Source organism: Kribbella sp. VKM Ac-2569 (assembly GCF_004216905.1).
Lineage (GTDB): Bacteria > Actinomycetota > Actinomycetes > Propionibacteriales > Kribbellaceae > Kribbella.
In genome coordinates this window covers 1127115-1145923 of the sequence record NZ_SGXJ01000002.1, presented here as the reverse complement: position 1 = coordinate 1145923, position 18809 = coordinate 1127115, and the positions used below count along the sequence as shown (strand labels likewise).

At 67.9% G+C, this 18809-nt stretch carries 19 protein-coding genes and 2 tRNA genes; 19 read left to right on the top strand and 2 right to left on the bottom strand.

Going from position 1 to position 18809, the window contains the following annotated elements:
- Positions 1 to 3: 3 nt before the first annotated feature.
- Genes ssuE through EV649_RS18670 form a run of 7 tightly spaced genes read left to right on the top strand, consistent with a single transcriptional unit; the run spans position 4 to position 8237 of the window.
- Positions 4 to 1059, top strand: coding sequence for an NADPH-dependent FMN reductase (ssuE, locus tag EV649_RS42035; protein WP_130384712.1), 1056 nt, complete (start codon positions 4 to 6; stop codon positions 1057 to 1059).
- Positions 1056 to 2135, top strand: a complete 1080-nt coding sequence (locus EV649_RS18695) for an LLM class flavin-dependent oxidoreductase (RefSeq protein WP_130384711.1) — start codon at positions 1056 to 1058, stop codon at positions 2133 to 2135. The genes ssuE and EV649_RS18695 overlap by 4 nt, the downstream gene beginning before the upstream one ends.
- Positions 2132 to 3448 carry an NtaA/DmoA family FMN-dependent monooxygenase gene (locus EV649_RS18690; RefSeq protein WP_130384710.1) on the top strand — a complete coding sequence of 439 codons (1317 nt, stop codon included), beginning with the start codon at positions 2132 to 2134 and terminating at the stop codon, positions 3446 to 3448. The genes EV649_RS18695 and EV649_RS18690 overlap by 4 nt, the downstream gene beginning before the upstream one ends.
- Complete coding sequence (locus tag EV649_RS18685) at positions 3445 to 5334, top strand: FAD/NAD(P)-binding protein (protein ID WP_130384709.1); 1890 nt, start codon at positions 3445 to 3447, stop codon at positions 5332 to 5334. Before EV649_RS18690 ends, EV649_RS18685 begins: the two co-directional genes overlap by 4 nt.
- Positions 5324 to 6424, top strand: a complete 1101-nt coding sequence (locus EV649_RS18680) for an LLM class flavin-dependent oxidoreductase (protein WP_130384708.1) — start codon at positions 5324 to 5326, stop codon at positions 6422 to 6424. The genes EV649_RS18685 and EV649_RS18680 overlap by 11 nt, the downstream gene beginning before the upstream one ends.
- The gene (locus EV649_RS18675; protein ID WP_130384707.1) at positions 6421 to 7197 is read left to right on the top strand and encodes a DUF1684 domain-containing protein; all 777 of its coding nucleotides are present in this window, start codon (positions 6421 to 6423) and stop codon (positions 7195 to 7197) included. Before EV649_RS18680 ends, EV649_RS18675 begins: the two co-directional genes overlap by 4 nt.
- Positions 7194 to 8237, top strand: a complete 1044-nt coding sequence (locus tag EV649_RS18670) for an LLM class flavin-dependent oxidoreductase (protein ID WP_130384706.1) — start codon at positions 7194 to 7196, stop codon at positions 8235 to 8237. The genes EV649_RS18675 and EV649_RS18670 overlap by 4 nt, the downstream gene beginning before the upstream one ends.
- Here EV649_RS18670 and EV649_RS18665 read toward each other — a convergent pair.
- Positions 8234 to 8866 (bottom strand): DUF899 family protein, encoded by a 633-nt coding sequence (locus EV649_RS18665; protein WP_130384705.1) that lies wholly within the window; start codon positions 8864 to 8866, stop codon positions 8234 to 8236. The two genes, EV649_RS18670 and EV649_RS18665, sit on opposite strands and share 4 nt — an antisense overlap.
- 121 nt (positions 8867 to 8987) lie before the next feature.
- On the opposite strand from EV649_RS18665, the gene EV649_RS18660 reads away from it, so the two are divergent.
- The 4 genes from EV649_RS18660 (at position 8988) to rpmG (ending at position 10480) form a co-directional block, all read left to right on the top strand.
- Positions 8988 to 9929: an NAD-dependent epimerase/dehydratase family protein gene (locus EV649_RS18660; RefSeq protein WP_130384704.1), complete on the top strand. Its 942-nt coding sequence runs from the start codon at positions 8988 to 8990 to the stop codon at positions 9927 to 9929.
- A 123-nt stretch (positions 9930 to 10052) separates the two neighbouring features.
- Positions 10053 to 10125: transfer RNA gene (locus EV649_RS18655), tRNA-Thr, on the top strand.
- Between the two features lie 46 nt (positions 10126 to 10171).
- Positions 10172 to 10245 (top strand) — tRNA-Met (locus tag EV649_RS18650).
- Between the two features lie 67 nt (positions 10246 to 10312).
- A complete protein-coding gene (rpmG, locus tag EV649_RS18645; RefSeq protein ID WP_130384703.1) occupies positions 10313 to 10480 on the top strand; it encodes a 50S ribosomal protein L33 in 168 nt (55 codons plus the stop codon).
- 57 nt (positions 10481 to 10537) lie between these two features.
- Here rpmG and EV649_RS18640 read toward each other — a convergent pair whose 3' ends face one another.
- Positions 10538 to 11284: a (2Fe-2S)-binding protein gene (locus EV649_RS18640; protein ID WP_241998333.1), complete on the bottom strand. Its 747-nt coding sequence runs from the start codon at positions 11282 to 11284 to the stop codon at positions 10538 to 10540.
- 71 nt (positions 11285 to 11355) lie between these two features.
- Here EV649_RS18640 and EV649_RS18635 point away from each other — a divergent pair, with 71 nt between their 5' ends.
- The 8 genes from EV649_RS18635 to EV649_RS18600 all read left to right on the top strand — a co-directional run bounded on the left by EV649_RS18635 (position 11356) and on the right by EV649_RS18600 (position 18792).
- On the top strand, positions 11356 to 11778 hold the full coding sequence (locus EV649_RS18635; RefSeq protein WP_130384702.1) for a MaoC family dehydratase N-terminal domain-containing protein: 423 nt from the start codon (positions 11356 to 11358) through the stop codon (positions 11776 to 11778).
- Positions 11775 to 12176 carry a MaoC family dehydratase gene (locus tag EV649_RS18630; protein WP_130384701.1) on the top strand — a complete coding sequence of 134 codons (402 nt, stop codon included), beginning with the start codon at positions 11775 to 11777 and terminating at the stop codon, positions 12174 to 12176. Before EV649_RS18635 ends, EV649_RS18630 begins: the two co-directional genes overlap by 4 nt.
- Positions 12173 to 13198, top strand: coding sequence for a UDP-N-acetylmuramate dehydrogenase (locus EV649_RS18625; protein ID WP_130384700.1), 1026 nt, complete (start codon positions 12173 to 12175; stop codon positions 13196 to 13198). The genes EV649_RS18630 and EV649_RS18625 overlap by 4 nt, the downstream gene beginning before the upstream one ends.
- Before the next feature lie 142 nt (positions 13199 to 13340).
- A complete protein-coding gene (locus EV649_RS18620; RefSeq protein ID WP_130384699.1) occupies positions 13341 to 14192 on the top strand; it encodes a type IV toxin-antitoxin system AbiEi family antitoxin domain-containing protein in 852 nt (283 codons plus the stop codon).
- A 215-nt stretch (positions 14193 to 14407) separates the two neighbouring features.
- On the top strand, positions 14408 to 15667 hold the full coding sequence (locus EV649_RS18615) for an ABC transporter substrate-binding protein (RefSeq protein WP_241998331.1): 1260 nt from the start codon (positions 14408 to 14410) through the stop codon (positions 15665 to 15667).
- Positions 15667 to 16599 carry a sugar ABC transporter permease gene (locus EV649_RS18610; protein WP_130384698.1) on the top strand — a complete coding sequence of 311 codons (933 nt, stop codon included), beginning with the start codon at positions 15667 to 15669 and terminating at the stop codon, positions 16597 to 16599. Before EV649_RS18615 ends, EV649_RS18610 begins: the two co-directional genes overlap by 1 nt.
- Positions 16592 to 17416, top strand: coding sequence for a carbohydrate ABC transporter permease (locus EV649_RS18605; RefSeq protein WP_130384697.1), 825 nt, complete (start codon positions 16592 to 16594; stop codon positions 17414 to 17416). The genes EV649_RS18610 and EV649_RS18605 overlap by 8 nt, the downstream gene beginning before the upstream one ends.
- Positions 17413 to 18792 (top strand): hypothetical protein, encoded by a 1380-nt coding sequence (locus tag EV649_RS18600; protein WP_130384696.1) that lies wholly within the window; start codon positions 17413 to 17415, stop codon positions 18790 to 18792. The genes EV649_RS18605 and EV649_RS18600 overlap by 4 nt, the downstream gene beginning before the upstream one ends.
- The last annotated feature ends 17 nt before the right edge of the window (positions 18793 to 18809 follow it).

Here is an 18809-nt window from a genome sequence, read left to right as displayed (position 1 = left end):
TCAATGGCGACCATTGCAACGATCTCCAGCAGCCCCTCGGTCCCGTCGCGGACCGACGCGGTTCTCGACTATGTCACCAAGCGCCTGATCAGCCACGGCCACACCGTCACACCGATCGTGTTGCGCGATCTTCCGGCCGAGCCGTTGCTGCGCGGTCAGGCCGACGATCCAGCGATTTCCGCAGCGGCCGCAGTGCTCGAGAACGCGGATGCGGTCGTGGTCACGACCCCGGTCTACAAGGCGGCGTACTCCGGTTTGCTGAAGGTGTTTCTCGACCTGTTGCCGCAGTACGCGTTGAAGGGCAAGACAGTGTTGCCGCTGGCAACGGGTGGTACGCCGGCGCATGTGCTGGTGATCGACTACGCCCTCCGGCCGGTGCTCACCAGCCTCGGCGCGGGCGCGATCGGGCAGGGGTGGTTCGTCCTGTCCTCGCACGTCCAGCTGTACGACGGCGGCGGGCTGCTGCTCGATCCGGTGGCATCGGTCCCGCTGTATCAGGTGACGGAGGCGTTCCTCGCGACCGTCGAGGGCGAACAGCCAGTGGAGAGTACGCCGGTGCAGATCGCTGCGGTGGAGGCGATCCGGGCGCGGCCGGAGGATCCCGAGGCGGCGCCGTTGCTGGCGGATCTGGTCGTCGAGTACAGCACGCGGTACGGGCGTACGAACGAGAACACGCAGTTGACCGAAGTACCGCCGTCGGACTTTCACGTCGAGCGGGGCGGCGCGTTCGTGCTGCTGCGGCACGGCGGCCAGACGGTTGCCGGCGGCGCGATCCGTCGGTACGACGACGAGACCGCCGAGGTGAAGCGGATGTGGACGTCGCATCTGCATCGCCGGCAGGGGTTGGGGCGTCGCGTGCTCGCCGAACTGGAGGCGGCGGCGCTCGATCTCGGGTATCGGCGGTTGTATCTGACAACCGGTCCGCGGCAGCCCGAGGCGGCTGGATTGTATCTGGCGGTCGGGTTCGAGCCGCAGTTCGACACCGAGGCCGATCCCGAGTCGATCGGTCCGCTGCCGTTCAGGAAGGACCTCCCGGTCGCGTTGAAGGTGGCGTCATGAGCCGGGGGTTGATCACGGCGATCGAGATCGACGGGGCGGGCGGGGATCCTGGGGCGTGGCGTGCTCCGGAGGTTGATCCGCGGGCGATTCTGACCGGTGAGCTCGCCGTACGCGCGGCGCAGCGGGCGGAGGCTGCGGGTGTTGACCTCGTGACGTTCGCGGACGCGCTCGAGGCGCCGGACGACGTACTCGATCAGGTGAGTGTCCGGCTGGATGCACTCGGGCTGGCTGCGCGGGTCGCGCCGGTGACGCAACGGATCGGGTTGCTGCCGACGATCACTGTCACGCACACGGAACCGTTCCACGTGCAGGCGTCGGTCGCGACGCTCGACCACATCTCGGGTGGCCGGGCCGGATGGATCGCGGACGTCTCGACATCGGCCGAAGCGGCTGCGGTGATCGGGCGGCGCGAGCCGGCTGCGGCCGCCGAGACGTGGCGCGAGGCGCGGTACGTCGTCGACGCCGGGCGTCGCCTGTGGGACTCGTGGGAGGACGACGCGGTCATCCGCGACGCTGCCACCGGGCGGTTCGTCGATCGGGAGAAGCTGCACTACGTCGACTTCGAAACACCGACGTTCAGTGTCAAAGGTCCGTCGATCGTCCCGCGGCCGCCGCAGGGGCACCCGATCACCGCGATCCGGGTCACCAGCCCGGAGGCGTTGGACGCAGCCGCTGACGCGGAACTGGTGTTTCTGCCGGATTCCGGCGACCTGTCGACCCGGGTGCGGGAGCTGCGGGAAAACGCTGGTCGCAGTGTGACGCTCGCCGATCGGAGTGTGACTTTGACGTCGGACCAGGTGGTCGGGCCGCTGGTGCTCGTGTCCGCCGAGGTGCGGCCGCACGTCGACGGTGTCGAGCGGCTCGCCTCGTTGATCGAGGGATGGGCCGCGGCGGGCGTTGACGGCGTACAGCTTCGGCCGGCGTCGCTCGAGCTCGACGTGCCGGTGATCGCGGAGCAGTTGCTGCCGGTGCTGCGGGAACGCGGCTTGGTCGGGTCCGGGGAGCAGGGCGGGAGTTTGCGCGGGCGGCTCGGGTTGCGGCGGCCGCAGAACAGGTACGCGAGGAGTGTGCGATGACCAAGCAGATCCATCTTGCCGCGCATTTTCCGGGCGTGAACAACACGACCATCTGGTCGGACCCCGTGGCCGGGTCGCAGATCGATTTCGGATCGTTCCGGCAACTTGCGGAAACCGCGGAACGCGGGACGTTCGACTTCTTCTTCCTGGCCGAGGGGCTGCGGCTGCGCGAGGTGAAGGGGAGGATCCACGACCTGGACGTCGTCGGCCGGCCAGAGTCGCTGACCGTGCTCAGCGCGCTCGCCTCGGTCACGACGCACCTCGGCCTGGCCGCGACCGTCAACTCGACCTTCAACGAGCCGTACGAACTGGCGAAACGGCTCTCGACCCTCGACCACGTCTCCAACGGCCGCGCGGCCTGGAACGTCGTGACGTCCTGGGACGCGTTCACCGGCGAGAACTTCCGCCGCGGCGGGTACCTGGACAAGGGCGACCGGTACGTCCGCGCGCAGGAATCGCTCCGGATCGTACGGAAACTCTGGGATTCCTGGAACGGTGACGAACTCGTCCTCGACCAGGCGGCGGGTGCGTTCGCCCGCGAGGGCGCTGGGGCCTTCGCGGACGACGGCGCCCACTTCACGATCCGCGGGCGGTTCGGTCTGCCGCCGTCGCCGCAGGGCCGGCCGGTGATCATCCAGGCCGGCGACAGCGATGAGGGACGCGAGTTCGCGGCCTCGAGCGCGGACGTGATCTTCAGCCGGCACGGGACGTTCGAAGGCGGGCAGACCTTCTACAAGGACGTGAAGGCGCGGCTGGCGAAGTACGGGCGGACCGACGAGTCGCTGAAGATCATGCCCGCGGTGACGGTCGTGGTCGCGGACACGGACGCCGACGCGATCGAGAAAGCGGCGTACATCCGGGAGCAGCAGGTTTCCGGTCCGACCGCGTTGGTGCTGGCCGAACTGCTCTGGGGACGCGATCTCTCGGCGTACGACCCGGACGGTCCGCTGCCGGCCGAGGACCCGGTCGTCGGGTCGTCGGTGACACGGGGGCGGGTCGGGTACAACGATCCGTTTCCGATCGTTTCCGAGTGGCGGGCGCAGGCGGAGGCGCACGGCTGGTCGCTACGGCAGACCGTCATCAACCAGCAGAACCGGCAGACGTTCGTCGGTTCACCCACCACGGTCGCGGAGGCCGTCAACCGGCACGTCCAGGAAAACGCGGCCGACGGTTTCGTACTCGTTCCGCACCTCACTCCGTCCGGCCTCGACGACTTCGTAGACCGCGTCGTCCCCCTGCTCCGCGAACGCGGCGTTTTCCGCTCGGAATACGCCGGCACGACCCTTCGCGATCACCTCGGACTGTCGTTATGACCGTGGCCGATCTGCATCCGTGGAAGGAGCCGCCGGCGACGGTGGTGTTCGTGGGTGGTGGGCCGCGGACCGCCGGGTTGCTGGAACGGTTCGCGGCGAGTGCCGATGAGTTGCTCGGCGGCCGCCGGGTCGAGATCCACGTGGTGGATCCGTTTCCGGCCGGTGGCGGGCGGATCTGGCGGCGCGAGCAGTCGCGGCTGTTGTGGATGAACTCGATGACGTCCGACGTCACGATCTTCACCGACGAGTCGGTCGAGTGCGACGGGCCGATCGTGCCGGGGCCGGACCTCGCCACCTGGGTCGCCGGTGAGGGTGCGGTGATCCTCGAGGAGGCCGGGCTCGAACCGCCCGGCCCGATGGACTTCCCACCGCGTCTGGTGCAGGCGGAGTATCTGGCGTGGGTGTGGGAGCGCGTCGTCCGCGCTCTCCCCGCGACCGTCGTCACCCATCCGGAGCGAGCCGTCGAGCTCACTGCGGACCAGCGGGTGATCCTCGGGTCCGGACGGGAGATCGCGGCCGACGCGGTGGTGCTCGCGCTCGGCTATCTCGATCGGTTGCCCACGGCCTCGGAATCGGCGTGGGCGGCGCAGGCCGCGGACGCCGGCCTGACGTACATCCCGCCGGGGTACACCGCCGACGTCGACCTGGACGGGTTGTGGCCGCAGGCACCGGTGATCGTCCGCGGCTTCGGGCAGGCGTTCGTCGACCTGATGGTGCTGCTCACCGAGGGCCGCGGCGGCTGGTACGACGAGTGCGACGGCATCCTCAGCTACCACCCCTCCGGCGACGAGCCGATCCTGTACGTCGGTTCACGCCGCGGCGTCCCGTACCACTCGAAGCTCGGCTACACCGTCCCGGGAACGAAGCCGGTTCCGACGCGCTACCTGACGAAGGAGGCGTTGGGCGAAGGCCTTCTCGACTTCGACTGCGACGTGGCGCCGTTAATCGAGAAAGAACTGGCCTACGCCCACTACCGGCAGCTGTTCACAGCCCATCCCGAACGAACCCGGTGGCCGTGGGAACGGTTCGCCGAAGCGCTCGACGTCTGGTCGCCTGGATTCGATGCGGAGTTCGAGGTTGCCGTTGACGCGGCTGTCCCGGATGCTGCCGACCGGTTCGTTCGGCACGAGCTGGATCGGCCGTTGGCGGGACGGTTCTTCGAGGATCGGGAGGGGTTCGAGCGGTTTCTCACCGAGCTGATCGAGAACGACCTGCTCCGGCGCGCGGATCCGGCGTACTCGGCGGATCTGGCCGTGTTCAACGCGCTGCTGAGTATCTACAGCGTGTTGTCGCGGGCGATCACCGACGGGCAACTGTCGGACGAAGACCGGGTACGGCGGGTGGAGACCGAGTGGCATGGGTTCTTCTCGTTCGTGGCGAGCGGACCACCGCCGCGGCGGCTGGAGGAGCTGCTCGCGCTGCACCGGGCCGGCGTTGTCCGGTTCGCCGGTCCGGATCTTGAGGTTGCTATGGACAACGATCAGTTCGTTGCCACGAGCCCTGCTGTGGCGGGTGAGATCCGGGCGCGGGCCTTCGTCGAGGCGCGGTTGCCGCGTCCCGACGTACTCGCGACCGCCGATCCGTTGCTGCGCGGTCTGCTGGACTCGGGTGCGCTGGCGGCGGACGAGCTGTTCGCGGCCGACGGAACGAGTCTCGGCGGCGGTCAGCTCAAGGCGGACTCGCGATGCCGCGCGATCCGCTCCGACGGATCCACGCAGGAAACGCTGTTTCTGCTCGGGCCGTCCGTTTCCGGATCGGCCGGCTCGTCAGGTTTCTCCCGGCCGCATTTCAACGGTCCCGGCTTCCGGCAGAACGACGCCGTCGCCAGGGACCTGCTCAAGCTGCTCGCACCCACCGTACGGAAGGAAGAACGCCATGCCAGTTGAGTTCCTCGGCATTGCCGGAACCAACCCGGCCAGCGAGGTGACGCCGCGAACCGGCGACCCGCTGGACCTGGAGTACACCAGCAAACTCGCGCGAGCCCACGAGGACAACGGGTGGGACCGCATCCTGTTCGCCTATCACTCGGGCTCACCCGACCCGGCCCAGGTCGCGGCGTACGTCGCCGGCCGCACCGAGCGGATCAACCTCGTCGTTGCCCATCGGCCGAACGTCGCGTACCCGACGCTGACCGCGAAAACGTTTGCGACCCTGGACCACCTCAGCGGCGGCCGGTTCGAGGTGCACGTGATCACCGGCGGGTCGACCGCGGACCAGGCCGCGGAGGGTGACTTCCTGGCGAAGGACGACCGGTACGGGCGGACCGCCGAGTTCATCCAGATCCTCAAGCAGGCGTGGACCTCGGACACCCGGTTCGACTTCGACGGAAAGCACTACCGGTTCGAGCAGTTCCTCGCCGACATCAAGCCGATCCAGCAGCCGCGGCCCCGGATCTCATTTGGTGGCTCGTCCGCGGCGGCGTACGCGGTAGGTGCGGCCGAGGCGGACATCTTCGCGCTCTGGGGTGAGCCGCTTGCCGGGACCCGGGATCAGCTCGCGACCATCGACGCCGCGGCGGCGCGCGCGGGACGGACGGACCGGCCGACGATCCAGATCGCGTTCCGGCCGATCCTGGCGCCGACCGAAGAACTCGCGTGGGAGAAGGCGGAACGCGTTCTCGGCCGGATCAAGGATGTGCAGGCCGGCGGCGTTCCGGCGAGCACCCGGCTGCGGTCGAAGACGCCGGAAAACGCCGGATCGCAGCGGTTGCTGAAGGCGGTCGCGGCCGGCGAGCGCCACGATCGCGCACTCTGGACGGCGCCGACCGGCGTGACCGGTGGCGGCGGAAACTCCACGGCACTGGTCGGAACGCCGGAAACCGTTGCCGCCGCGTTGCTCGACTACTACGACCTCGGGATCCGGATCTTCTCCGCCCGCGGCTACGACATCTACGACGACGCGATCGACTTCGGCCGGTACGTGATCCCGCTGGTCCGCTCCGAGGTAGCCCACCGCGAACAAAGGAAAGCGTCATGACGGTCGTTTCCGATCTTGAGCAGGACTGGCAGACCTGGCACGCGGCGCGGGAGCGCGACCTGGACACCGACTACGGCTGGCTGTCCGTCGTCGCCTTCAACTGGCTGTCGGCCACACCGACCGCGATCGACGGTCTGGCCGGCAAGTGGTGGGCGGACGAACAGGCCCACGTCACGGCCTCCGGGGAACTGACGGCGGGCGGAGAACCAGTACACGGAACGGTTTCCGCCAGCGTTCCGGAAGCCGGCTCGATCAGCTGGCTGCTGCACGGAAACCGGTTGGCGGAACTCGTTCTCCGCGGCGGCCGGTACGCCGTCCGGCAGCGGGACCCGGGCGCGGCGACGCGGCAGGGCTTCCAGGGCGTACCGACGTACCCGATCGACGACGCCTGGACGGTCACCGGGTATTTCAGTCCGTACTCGAAGGCGCAGCGGGTGGAGGTGTCCACGGCGCGCGACGACCTGCGTCAGCACATCACCGCGGTCGGCACGGTGCACGTCGCGTTGGGCAGTACGGCGTACGAGCTGGTCGCGACCGCGGCGAGTGACAGCCGGCTCAACCTCTCGTTCCACGACAAGACGAACGGTGAGGAAACGGCGCCCTGGCGGACGGTGACGACCGGGCCGGTGGAGCGGGACGGGTCGGTGCGGATCGACTTCAACCGGACCATCAACCTGCCGTTCGCGTTCACGGCGTACGGGACCTGCCCGGCGCCGGTGCCCGGTAACCGCCTCGGTCTGCCGGTGACCGCGGGCGAGAAGAAGGTGCGATGAGGTTCTGTACCTACACATTGATCGACAACTCGCCGGACCCGATCAGCGGCGTGCAGCTCACGCCGTCCGAGCGGTTCCGGCGCGTCGTACAGCAGGCGCAGTGGGCGGAGGAGCTGGGCTTCGACGCGTACGGCGTGGGGGAGCGGCACGCGCAACGGTTCATCTCGTCGTCGCCGCCGGTCGTACTGTCCTACATCGCGGCGGTGACGTCGCGGATCCGGCTGCTGACCACGGTGACGGTGCTGTCGCTGCTGGACCCGGTGCGAGTCGCGGAGGACTACGCGACGCTCGACCAGCTGTCGGGTGGACGGCTCGACATCATCATCGGAAAGGGAAACGACCCGGACCAGAACGCGCTGTTCGGGTACGAGCTGGACGGGCAGTGGGACCGGAACCGGGAGAAGTACGAGCTGCTCCGTCGACTGCTGCAGGAAACCGGAGTTTCCTGGTCGGGGCGTTATCGCCCGGCGTTGACCGACGCGACCACGCAGCCGCGCCCGTACCGACCGGAGGGCATCCCGCTGTGGCACGGGTCGGCGTCATCGACGGAGTCCACCGAGCTGGCCGCGCGCTGGGGTGATCCCTTGTTCTCGGCGAACGGCTTCCATCCGCTGGAGAAGTACGCCGGGCTGATCCGGCACTACCGGGAGCGTTGGGAGGCGTACGGGCGGGACCCGGCGGCAGCTGTGGTGGGTGCTGGGTTCAACGGGCTGTACGTGAAGAAGACGTCGCAGGAGGCGGTCGATGGGTACCGGCCGATCTTCGACGCGTTCATGGACTCACCGGGTGCCCGGCACAACCAGCTGCCGTTCCGGACGCTCGAGGAGTTCCTCGACGGCGGATCGGTGCTGGTCGGGTCGCCGGAACAGGTGATCGACAAGTTCGGCCGGTACCAGGAAGCGTTCGGGCACGAGCTTTCCGGCATCTCGCTGGAGGTCGCGGGGCTCCCGGAGGAGGACAACCGGGAGTCCGTCGAGACCTTCGTCACAGACGTCATGCCGGCACTGCGAGCGTCGTACCCGAGCCGCGTCTGGGCCTAGCCATACGTCGGCGCCTGCGGCCAGCCTGCCGGGGAGTCCTCCCAGTCCTCCTGGCGGCCGTACGCGGCGAGGTCGGAGACGTTGGTGCTGAACAACAGCCGGTCGACGCCGCGCTGGCCGGTCGTGTAGGTGCGGAAAACGTTGTCGCCGTCGCGCAGGAACATGCTCAGCAGGAAGCCGCCGCCGACACCGCAGTCGGCGGAAAACGTCGTACTCGCCGAGGAGGCGAACGGGATGTGCTCCCAGCCCATCTCCTTCCAGTACCCGGCCATCTGCTCGATCGGCATGTCGGAAACGGTCGCCCAGGCCACGTCGTTGCCGGCCAGGCCTGGGAGGTTGGCGACGTTCTTCGTGAAATACGTGCAGCCGCCGCAGAACGCGTCCGGTCCGACGTTCATGAACTGGTACAGCGCGAGCTGGCGGTGCTCACCGAACAACTCCAGCAGCGTGACCGGCCCGTCCGCCGACGTGAAGGTGTACTCGCCGAACCGCACCATCGGCAGCCGCCGCCGCTGGGCCGCGATCCGGTCCAGGGTGCGCGTGGCCTCCTTCTCGGCGACCAGCAGTTCGGCGCGGGCCGCAGCCCATTCCTCGGCCGGCACCACCGGCGGCATTGCTGTCTCGGACATCCCTGCTCCTCTCGTAGGTCCTGCCAGTAGGACGGAGCCGTCCGGCGGTTCTCGACATCCGCTGTCTGCCGATCGCAGACGAATCTAGGACCCGGGCACCCGGAGCGGTAGGACTGTCTCCATGCGGATCGCGATCTTGGGTGGAACCCAGTTCATCGGACGGGCCGTCGTCGAGCGGCTGGCTGCGGAGCAGCACACGCTGCTGGTGGTGCACCGCGGCGACCATGAGCCCGACGATCTGGTGCCCGTCGAGCACGCGCACGTCAACCGTCACGACGGGACGGCGTTGGCTGCCGCGCTGAAACCGTTCGATCCCGAGGCACTCGTCGACATCTCGGGCATGAACGCGGCGGCCGCCGACGCGGCCCTCGGCGCGGTCGGACCGTCCGTGAAGCTCGTCGCCATCTCCAGCGGCGACGTCTACCGCGCCTACGACGGGCTGCACTCGGACCGTACGACGGACGCGCTGCCGCTGACCGAGGAATCACCGCTGCGGGACCGCCGCTTCGTCGACGGGCCGAAGTACGAGAACCTGGAGGTGGAGGAGCGGTACCTCCCGCGGGGGGCGACCGTGCTGCGGCTCGGGGCGGTGTACGGCGAGCACGACTATCAGCGGCGCTTCGAGTTCGTCCTGCGGCGAGTCCGGTCCGGGCGGCGCCGGATCCCGGTCGGTTCCGGGCAGTTCCTCTTCAGCCGGGTGTACGTCGGCGACGTCGCGGCCGCAGTGTCCTTGGCGCTGGGTGGCGACTTCCCCGGTGCTTTCAACGTGGTGGAGCCGTCGACCGCGCCGTACCGGCTGTTCGCCGAACAGATCCTGGCGGCGGCGGGGGTCGAGGACGCGGAGCTGGTGCGGGTGCGGGACGACCTGCTGCCGTCGGACCTGTCGCTCACGGGGGCGATCGACCAGCACCTGCTGATGGACCCGTGGAAGGCGCGCACGGTGCTCGGCTGGGCACCAGTGGATCCGGCCGAGACGCTCCGCGCGTCGGTCCGGTGGCATCTCGCGCATCCGCCGACGGACGCTTCTGACGACTTCTCCGAGGACGACGCCGTACTGGACTGAAAATGGTCAAGAGCACTCCGCCGGACCCGGTATGATTTCCGGGACGGACTGAGGGGCCTGCAAGGTGCGGTCGGCTCGATTTCACATCGGGGCGGCGGACCGTGTAATCTCTCTCCTCGGCCCGCCCCTTTAGCTCAGTCGGCAGAGCGTCTCCATGGTAAGGAGAAGGTCTACGGTTCGATTCCGTAAAGGGGCTCTGAGAACGGCATCCCACCTCCGGGTGGGATGACGAACTCTCACCCGGCGGGGTAGCTCAGGTGGTTAGAGCACACGGCTCATAATCGTGGTGTCGCGGGTTCGACTCCCGCCCCCGCTACCTGGCAAGGCAGTATCTCGAGAGTGCGATCACCTCAGTTGCGCACTCCTGAACAGAAGAGGCAGCAGTGGCCAAGTCAACCGACATTCGCCCGAAGATCACCCTGGCGTGCACGGTCTGCAAGGAGCGGAACTACATCACCAAGAAGAACCGGCGTAACGACCCGGATCGTCTTGAGCTGAAGAAGTACTGCCACCGGTGCAACGACCACACGGACCACCGCGAGACGCGCTGACCTCAGGTCTTTCGCAAGGGCCGCTTCGGACTACCGAAGCGGCCCTTCGCTGTTCCCTCAGACGGTCAGAATCGGGCAGCCGCCCTCGTACGCCGTGAGACGCTCGTCACGCGGAGTGAGGCAGCAGGAGCCGCAGAGCGTGCCGTTGCCGACGTCGCTCGTGTAATACAGACAGCACGTGTTCCGCAGGTAGACGAGCTTCCCGGCCGCTACCTCCACCTCGCCGAGCCGCGCCAGCCCGCCAGGTGCCTTCGCCATGAACGTCCGCCACCGCTCGAGCAGGTACGTCGGCTCCACCGTGACGTCCTCGCGCGTTGCGGCACAGAATCCCATCGCGACGCCCGCCGCAACACCGCCGTACACCTGCCGCAACCCGGCCCGCGTCCGCCGGTGCAGCTCCTCGGCAAGTGGCAGCAGATGCTGGCGCAGCACCACGTCGTACAGCGTGTCCATCCCACCGGGCAGGAAGCGGGCGGAGCGTACGGCGACTGCCGCGATGCCGTGCCCGTCGTGCGGCCGGACCCACAGGTTCTGCGGGCGGATGTCGAGGACGCGGCCCTCCAGCGCCCAGAGCAGGAGCGCGGTCGCGGGCGCGCGGCCGGCGTAGAACGACATCATGCTGAGCGCGTTCGCGTGCGCCGTACGGTGGCAACTGGCCTCGTCGTCCCGCTTGAGCAGCTCGGTGAGTTCGGGGCTGCCGGGCTCCAGGATCCGGTCCACCCGCAGCCACGCGGAGCCCTCCGGCTCGCCGATCTCCAGCCGGTACCGAGGCGCGTACCTCGCCAGCGCCGCCACTGTCGTCACGTTCAACCTTCTCCGTCACAATCGTGGGCGGCGGAAACCCGGACCATAGTCTGCCAGTAGGGTTAGCGGATATGACGATCGACGCCACGATGGTCGGCCGGAGTTACGCGGCCGCCGAGTCCTACCAGGTCGGCCGGGAGAAGATCCGGGAGTTCGCCGACGCGATCGGTGACCGAAACCCGGCGTACCGGGGCGACGACGCGATCGCGCCGCCGACGTTCGCGTTCATGGTCGGCAGCCGCGCGCTCGAGGAGCTGCTGAACGACGAGGAGCTCGGCCTGCGGCTGGACCGGATCGTGCACGGCGCGCAGAAGTTCAACTACACCCGTCCGATCAAGGCCGGTGACAACATCGCCGCGACCGCCACCATCACCACCGTGCGCAAGGCCGGGCCCGTCGAGGTGATCATGTACGAGACCACCCTGACCACAGTCGACGGCGAGCCGATCGCCACGGCGACGTCGACCCTCTCGCACAACCGGGCGGACGCATGATCGAGGTAGGGACCGAGCTGCCGGCGCTGACCGTCACGCTGCGGCGCGAGGACCTGGTCCGGTACGCCGGGGCGAGCGGGGACTTCAACCCGATCCACTGGAACGACCGGATGGCCGCGGCACTCGGCCTGCCCGGCGTGATCGCGCACGGGATGCTCACGATGGCGTCCGCGGTGCGCGTCGTCACGGACTGGATCGACGATCCGGCCGACCTGGTGGAGTACGGCGTACGGTTCACCAAGCCGGTCGTCGTACCGGACGACGACAAGGGCGCGGGTGTGACGTTTTCCGCGCGCGTCGACAAGGTCGCGGACGGGCTCGCCGAGATCGACATCACGGCGGTCGCCGGCGAGGAGAAGGTGCTCGGCCGGGCCAGGGCGGTCGTGCGGGTCCGGTGAGTACGCACGTGTCGCTGGCCGACTACACCACGCTGCGAATCGGTGGGTTGGCCGACAAGTTCGTCGAGGTCAGCACCGAGGAAGACCTGATCACCGCGGTCCGGGACGCCGACGCAGCCGGGGAGCCGGTGCTGCTGCTCTCGGGCGGTAGCAACGTGGTGATCGGGGACGACGGGTTCCGCGGGACCGTGGTGAAGATCGCGACCTCCGGCATCCGCGTCGACGCGGACATGTGCTCCGGGGCGATGGTGCACATCGCGGCCGGGGAGGACTGGGACGGCGTCGTGCAGCGCGCGATCGCGGAGGAGTGGAGCGGGCTCGAGTCGATGTCCGGCATCCCCGGGCTCGCCGGGTCGACGCCGGTGCAGAACGTCGGGGCGTACGGTCACGAGGTCGCGGAGACCGTTGCGTCCGTGCGGGTGTGGGATCGCGTCGTCCGCAAGGTCGAGACGATCTTCGCGGGCGACTGCGGGTTCAGTTACCGCAACTCGCGGTTCAAGGCCGACCCGTCGCGGTACGTCGTACTCGAGGTCACCTTCCAGCTGACGCTGGGCGATCTGTCGGCGCCGGTCGGGTACGCCGAACTTGCCCGGGTGCTCGACGTCGAGGCGGGCTCGCGCGCGCCGATGACCGAGGTCCGGGAAGCCGTCCTCGGCCTGCGCCGCAGCAAAGGCATGGTCCTCGACCCCGCCGACCACGACACGTGGAGCGCAGGCTCCTTCTTCACCAACCCCATCCTCGACACCCCCGCCGAAGTCCCCGCCGGCGCTCCCCAGTGGCCGCAACCTGACGGCCGAGTCAAAACCAGCGCCGCCTGGCTGATCGAACACGCCGGCGTCTCCAAGGGCTTCACCATCGGCAACGCCGCCGTCTCTACCAAACACACCCTGGCCCTCACCAACCGAGGCCAAGCCACCGCCAAGGAACTCCTGACCCTGGCCACCCACGTCCGCACCCAAGTCCAACAATCCTTCAACATCACCCTCGTCAACGAACCCGTCCTGGTGAACTGCACCCTGTAAGGACAGGAAGTACTGCCTGCTGAGCCGTTCCTGAGCGAGCGGCCGAGCGTGCCGGGTCTTCGCTGAGGCGACTACCTCCTGTCGTTAGCGGGCCTGTGGACAACTTCCGCGCCAGTCGCGGCGAATCCCGCAGTATCGGTGGGTGACCGTTGTCGCCGAGATCCTGGCCCGGCTGGGTGGCTGTGCCACCGCCGCACAGCTGGTCGGGCTGGTCTCGCCCGGGGCCTTGAAGGCGGCGGTGCAGCGAGGCGAGGTCGAGCGGCTCGCGCGCGGGGTCTACGGCCTGCCCAGTCTCGGCCCGGACCGACTTGCTGCGGTCGCCTACGACGGTGTCGTTTCCTACACCAGCGCCGCAGCCGCCTGGGGATTGCCCCTGCTCGTACGACCGGAGAAGCCGCACGTCACGGTTCCTGCGAAGCGCAGGCCTCGGCCGGGACGCCCGGCTGAGCTGCACTGGGCAGCGGTTTCGCGGGTGGAGCGTGATGCTCGGCTGACCGGCCTGCTGCGAACTGCCCTCGATTGTTCGCGACTACTGCCGTTCGGCGAGGCGCTCGCCGTGGCTGACGCGGCGTTGGCTACCGGCAGGCTGGCGAAGGACGAGTTGGAAGCAGCTGCCGAGGCGATGCGTGGACCGGGTCGCCCGAACGCGGTTCGGGTCGCCGCCGCAGCCACCACGCGGTCGGAGAGTTTCCTGGAGTCGATGTTGCGGAGCCTGCTGATCGGCGCGGGGATCGACGACTTCGAGCCCCAGGTCATCGTGTACGCCGGCGGCATCCGGGTTCGGGTCGATCTCGGGCATCGGGTGGCGCGGATCGCGCTGGAGGCCGAGGGCTATGAGTTCCACGGTTCGGCTGGCGCGTTCGCTGCGGATTGCCGGCGGTACGACGACCTGGTCGGTGCCGGGTGGTTGGTACTGCGGTTCACCTATCAGCAGGTGATCGGGGATCCGGCCTGGGTGATTGAGACCGTTCGCAGCGCGCTCGCGGCGCGCTAACGACAGGAGGTAGGCCTGTCGAGCTACCTGAGATGCGCTCGCGACCAGGTGCCGACGGCCGGTGGGCGGTACTACCTCCTGTCGTTAGCGGGTTCTGAAAAAGATTTGCGTTGGGGGTAGGCAGGAGGGGTTGGGGTCGCTAATCTTTTGCGCAATCTGGTGGGAGGTGGGTTGTGAGGCGTAAAAGATTTTCTCGGCGGGAGGTGTTGGCCGGGGTGGGGGCAGGGCTGGCGGCTGCTGTGGTGCCGGGGTGTTCCGGTGGCGACGGTGGGCGGTCGGGGGCTCTGCAGGTGTGGGGCGGGGTGCCGGCGGCATCCGGGCCGGCTGATGTGGTGAAGGCGTTCCAGGCGAAGTTTCCGCAGTACAAGGTGAACTACACGCGGTTCGTGAACGACGACCGCGGCAACCTCAAGCTCGACACCGCCCTCCAGGGTGGCGTCGACATCGACGTGTACTTCACGTACTCGCAGGGTGCGATGGCGTTGCGGGCCGGGTCCGGACTGGCGGCGGACCTGACCGATCGGGTCAAGGCGGACCCGGAGCTGCAGGTGTTCCTCGACACCGAGCAGCCGCGGTCGTACATCGACAACGGCAAGGTCAAGGCGCTCGCCACCGCGCGGGAGCCGTTCTTCGTGCTGTTCAACGAGAAGCTCCGGCAACAGGCCGGCGTCGAACTTCCGCAGTCGTGGACGATCGACGAGTTCCGCGCGACGGCGAAGAAGCTGACGACGGACAAGACGGTCGGCACGTACACGCTGCCCGACGTCGCCCGGATCGCCCTCGGGCCGAACTACTGGTACGACGGAAACCGCTCGAACTTCGGCGATCCGCACTTCGAGCAGGGTTTCCGCGTCGGCCGCGAGATGATCGCCCAGGGTACGGCGTTCCCGTGGACCGAGGTGCTGTCCCGGCACCTGGACGCGTACCAGCAGAACTCGTTCCTCGGCGAGGAGTTCCACCTCTGGTCGACGGCCCCGTTCAACCTGCGTTACCTGTACGACGCGAAGAAGTACCCGCACGACTTCAAGGTCGCGTTCGCGCCGTCGCCGACCGTCGACGGCCAGAACTGGAACGGCGGCTCGTTCAGCAATTTCATCATGGTCAACCCGAAGTCGCCGAAGTTCGAGGCGGCCTGGGCGTTCGTGAAGTTCTGGCTGACCGAGGGCGCGACGCCGATGCTCAAGGGCGGCAAGATGCCGGCGCTCGGCAACGTCACCGACGAGCAGATCGTTTCCGGAATGCTCGGAAAAGAGCCGGAGAAGTACTTCGATCTCGACTCGTTCCGGCGCGTCGTCCTGGCGTCCGATCCGAAGCTCGCGACCGACACCCGGCTGACCGGATTTCCGGAGATTTCCCTTGCGATGAAGCAGCAGCGCGACCTGTGCTGGCTCGGTGAGAAGGACCCTGGGGTCGCGATCCGTGAGGTACGGCGGCTTGCCGACGCCGCGATCGCCCGTAACGAGAGGAGGCCCTGATGGCCACCGCCACGGTCGTCGCGGCCGGCACCAAGGCCCGGACCGAGCGGGGCTCCGGGATCCGCCCGTCCGGCTGGATCGGGTTCCTGTTCATCGCCCCGAACCTGCTCGGCGTGATCGCGTTCACGCTGATCCCCCTGATCAGCGTCGTCGTACTCGCCTTCACGGACTGGAACCTGGTGTCCGGCCTCGGCGGGATCACCTTCAACGGCCTCGACAACTTCGTCGCGATCGCCCGGGACCCCGGGTTCTGGCACGCGATCGGCCTGACACTGGTGTACGTCGTGGTGTCGGTCCCGCTCACCGTCGTACTCGGACTCGCCCTCGGGATCGCGCTCAACCGTCCGCTTCCGGGTCGCGCCGTACTCCGGGCGATCTTCTTCCTGCCGTACATCGTCAACGTGGTTGCGATCGGCATGACCTGGTTGATGTTGATGAACCCGAAGGCCGGCCTGGTGAACCAGGTCCTCGACGCGTTCGGGCTCCAGCCGGGGTGGTTCGCCTCCTCGCACTGGGCGCTGCCGGCGCTGATCGTGATGGCGGTGTGGGGTGGCGTCGGGTACTGCTCGCTGATCTACCTGTCCGCGCTGCAGGACGCGCCGCAGCAGCTGTACGAAGCGGCCGACATCGACGGCGCCTCCGCGTGGTCGAAGTTCCGCGTGATCACCTGGCCGTCGTTGCTGCCGACAACGATCTTCCTGCTGGTCACGCTGATCATCGGGGCCTCGCAGGGCTTCGGCCTGATCGCGCTGATCACCGCGGGTGGTCCGGGCGACGCGACCACCACGATCTCGTACTACATGTACCAGACCGGCTTCCAGTTCTACCGGTTCGGCTACGCGTCGGCGATCGGCCTGGTGACGTTCGTCGGCGTACTCGTCCTGACCCTGCTCACCTGGCGGGCGCAGCGAGGGAGGGCCCTCAATGACTAAGAAGTACAGCAAGTGGATCTGGGGCGTCCCGCTGTGGACCCTCGCCATCGCTTTCCTCGCGCCGTTCGCGTGGATGATCTCGACCGCACTGAAACCGGACGTGGACGCCTACAAGATCCCGATGCAGTGGATCCCGAACCCGTTCCAGTGGGACAACTTCAGCACTGTCCTGAGCGGGGCGACCTCGGTTCTTCCGGCGTTCGGCCGCTCGGTGTTCGTGGCGCTGCTGCGGGTCGCGGGGGAGCTGATCACCGCGACGATGGCCGGCTACGCGTTCGCCCGGATGTCGTTCAAGGGCCGGGACAAGTTGTTCCTGCTGTACCTGGCGACGGCGATCATTCCGGCCCAGCTGCTGCTCGTTCCGCGGTTCATCTACTTCCAGAAACTCGGGCTGTACGACACGCTCTGGGCGCTGATCCTGCCGGGGATGTTCACCGTGCTCGGAACGTTCCTGATGCGCCAGTTCTTCGTCAGCCAGCCCGCCGAGTTCGCCGAGGCGGCCCGGATGGACGGCGCCAACGAGTGGCGGGTGTTCACCCGGATCTACTTGCCGTTGGCAACACCGGTGATGAGCGCACTCGGCATCCTCGCGTTCGTCTGGTCCTGGAACGACTACGAGACACCGCTGGTGCTGATCAGCAACCCGGACCGGTACACGCTGCCGCTCAGCCTGACCAACTTCGTCGACGAACAGGGCCAGATCGCGCCCGGTCTGACGATGGCCGCCTCGGTGATCTCGATCGTGCCGGTGCTGATCGTGTTCGTCGTCCTGCAACGCCGCTTCATCGCCGCCATGACTCATACAGGGATCAAATGATGCAGAACGTGTCAGGTGTCTTTCCGCATCTCGCGCAGATCGGCGACTTCGGGCCGCCGCGCAGCGAGCTCGGTATCGGTTCGCTGATGCCGTGGAACGGGAAGCTCTACGTCCAGAACTACAACTCCCACAAGGCGCCGTCCGGGGCGGGCGTCAGCCTGCGCCGGGTCGACGCCGACCTGTCGATGGAAATCGTTCCGGAAACTCTCGGCGTGGACGGAACGTACACCAACCGTTTCGTGCATTTTCCGACCTCGAAGCTGGTCCTCGGGCCGCACGTGATTTCCGCGGACCACAAGATCGTGACGATCCCGGAGCTCGAGCCGCTCCGGGTCTGCGGTACGTCGCGGCACCTGACGAAACCGGACACGCACGTCTACGTGCTCGTGATGGAGGGCGAGCTGTTCGAGCTCGACGTCACGACGTACGAGTGCACGCAGCTCTTCGACCTCAACGACGAGCTCGGGACCGACGGCGAGATGAAGGTGCACTACAAGGACTGCTACACGAGTTTCGGCCGGCTCGTGGTGTGTTCCAACGAGTACGCCGAGCCGGAGTGGGCCGGCGAGCGGTCGCGCGGCCGGTTGGCCGAGTACGACGGTACGTCGTGGAAGATCCTGCGGGACGATCCGTTCACGGCGATCGGCGGGCGGCACGAGTTCGGCGGGACGATCTTCGCGACCGGGTGGGACCGGGCGTCGGCGATCCTCGAGGTGTTCACCGAGGCCGACCAGCAGTGGACGCGGTACCGGCTGCCGAAGGCTTCGCACTGTTTCGACCACAAGTGGCAGACCGAGTGGCCGCGGATCCGCGAGGTCGAGCACGAGCGACTGCTGATGGACCACCACGGGATGTTCTACGAGGTGTCGCCGTGGGCGTACGGCGGCCGGATCTGGGGTGTCCGCCCGATCTCGACGCACCTGTGGGTCCTGGGTGACTTCTGCTCGTGGCGCGGGATGCTCGTGGCCGGTGCGGACAATGCTTCACCGAGTCACGGGCTCAATCCGACGACCGCCGAGCCGCAATCCGGGTTGTGGTTCGGGAAGACCGACGACCTGTGGAGTTTCGGCAAGCCGGCAGGGTGGGGCGGGCCGTGGTGGGAAACACCGGTTTCCGCCGGCGTTCCGTCCGATCCGTACCTGATGACGGGCTTCGACGGAAAGTGTCTGCACCTGGAGAACTTCTCGGACAATCCGCTGACGATCACGGTCGAGATCGACTTTCACGGGCACGGCCGGTTCGGCGCCGTGGAGGCGTTGACGGTCGAGCCGGGGCAGATCCGGTCACACGTTTTCCCGCCCGGGTTCAGTGCGCACTGGGTACGGGTGGTGAGTGACGCGGACGGCGTCGCGAGTGCCCAGTTCGTCTATACGTGATGATCACGGAATGGATT

What these genes read in the sequence shown, in the direction of transcription:
- EV649_RS18635 (WP_130384702.1), top strand. Translation starts at nt 11,356, where the DNA reads ATGACGATCGACGCCACGATGGTCGGCCGGAGTTACGCGGCCGCCGAG.
- EV649_RS18675 (WP_130384707.1), top strand. Translation starts at nt 6,421, where the DNA reads ATGACGGTCGTTTCCGATCTTGAGCAGGACTGGCAGACCTGGCACGCG.
- EV649_RS18685 (WP_130384709.1), top strand. Translation starts at nt 3,445, where the DNA reads ATGACCGTGGCCGATCTGCATCCGTGGAAGGAGCCGCCGGCGACGGTG.
- EV649_RS18610 (WP_130384698.1), top strand. Translation starts at nt 15,667, where the DNA reads ATGGCCACCGCCACGGTCGTCGCGGCCGGCACCAAGGCCCGGACCGAG.
- EV649_RS18630 (WP_130384701.1), top strand. Translation starts at nt 11,775, where the DNA reads ATGATCGAGGTAGGGACCGAGCTGCCGGCGCTGACCGTCACGCTGCGG.
- EV649_RS18605 (WP_130384697.1), top strand. Translation starts at nt 16,592, where the DNA reads ATGACTAAGAAGTACAGCAAGTGGATCTGGGGCGTCCCGCTGTGGACC.
- EV649_RS18600 (WP_130384696.1), top strand. Translation starts at nt 17,413, where the DNA reads ATGATGCAGAACGTGTCAGGTGTCTTTCCGCATCTCGCGCAGATCGGC.
- EV649_RS18665 (WP_130384705.1), bottom strand. Translation starts at nt 8,866, where the DNA reads ATGTCCGAGACAGCAATGCCGCCGGTGGTGCCGGCCGAGGAATGGGCT.
- ssuE (WP_130384712.1), top strand. Translation starts at nt 4, where the DNA reads ATGGCGACCATTGCAACGATCTCCAGCAGCCCCTCGGTCCCGTCGCGG.
- EV649_RS18660 (WP_130384704.1), top strand. Translation starts at nt 8,988, where the DNA reads ATGCGGATCGCGATCTTGGGTGGAACCCAGTTCATCGGACGGGCCGTC.
- EV649_RS18690 (WP_130384710.1), top strand. Translation starts at nt 2,132, where the DNA reads ATGACCAAGCAGATCCATCTTGCCGCGCATTTTCCGGGCGTGAACAAC.
- EV649_RS18680 (WP_130384708.1), top strand. Translation starts at nt 5,324, where the DNA reads ATGCCAGTTGAGTTCCTCGGCATTGCCGGAACCAACCCGGCCAGCGAG.
- EV649_RS18670 (WP_130384706.1), top strand. Translation starts at nt 7,194, where the DNA reads ATGAGGTTCTGTACCTACACATTGATCGACAACTCGCCGGACCCGATC.
- EV649_RS18695 (WP_130384711.1), top strand. Translation starts at nt 1,056, where the DNA reads ATGAGCCGGGGGTTGATCACGGCGATCGAGATCGACGGGGCGGGCGGG.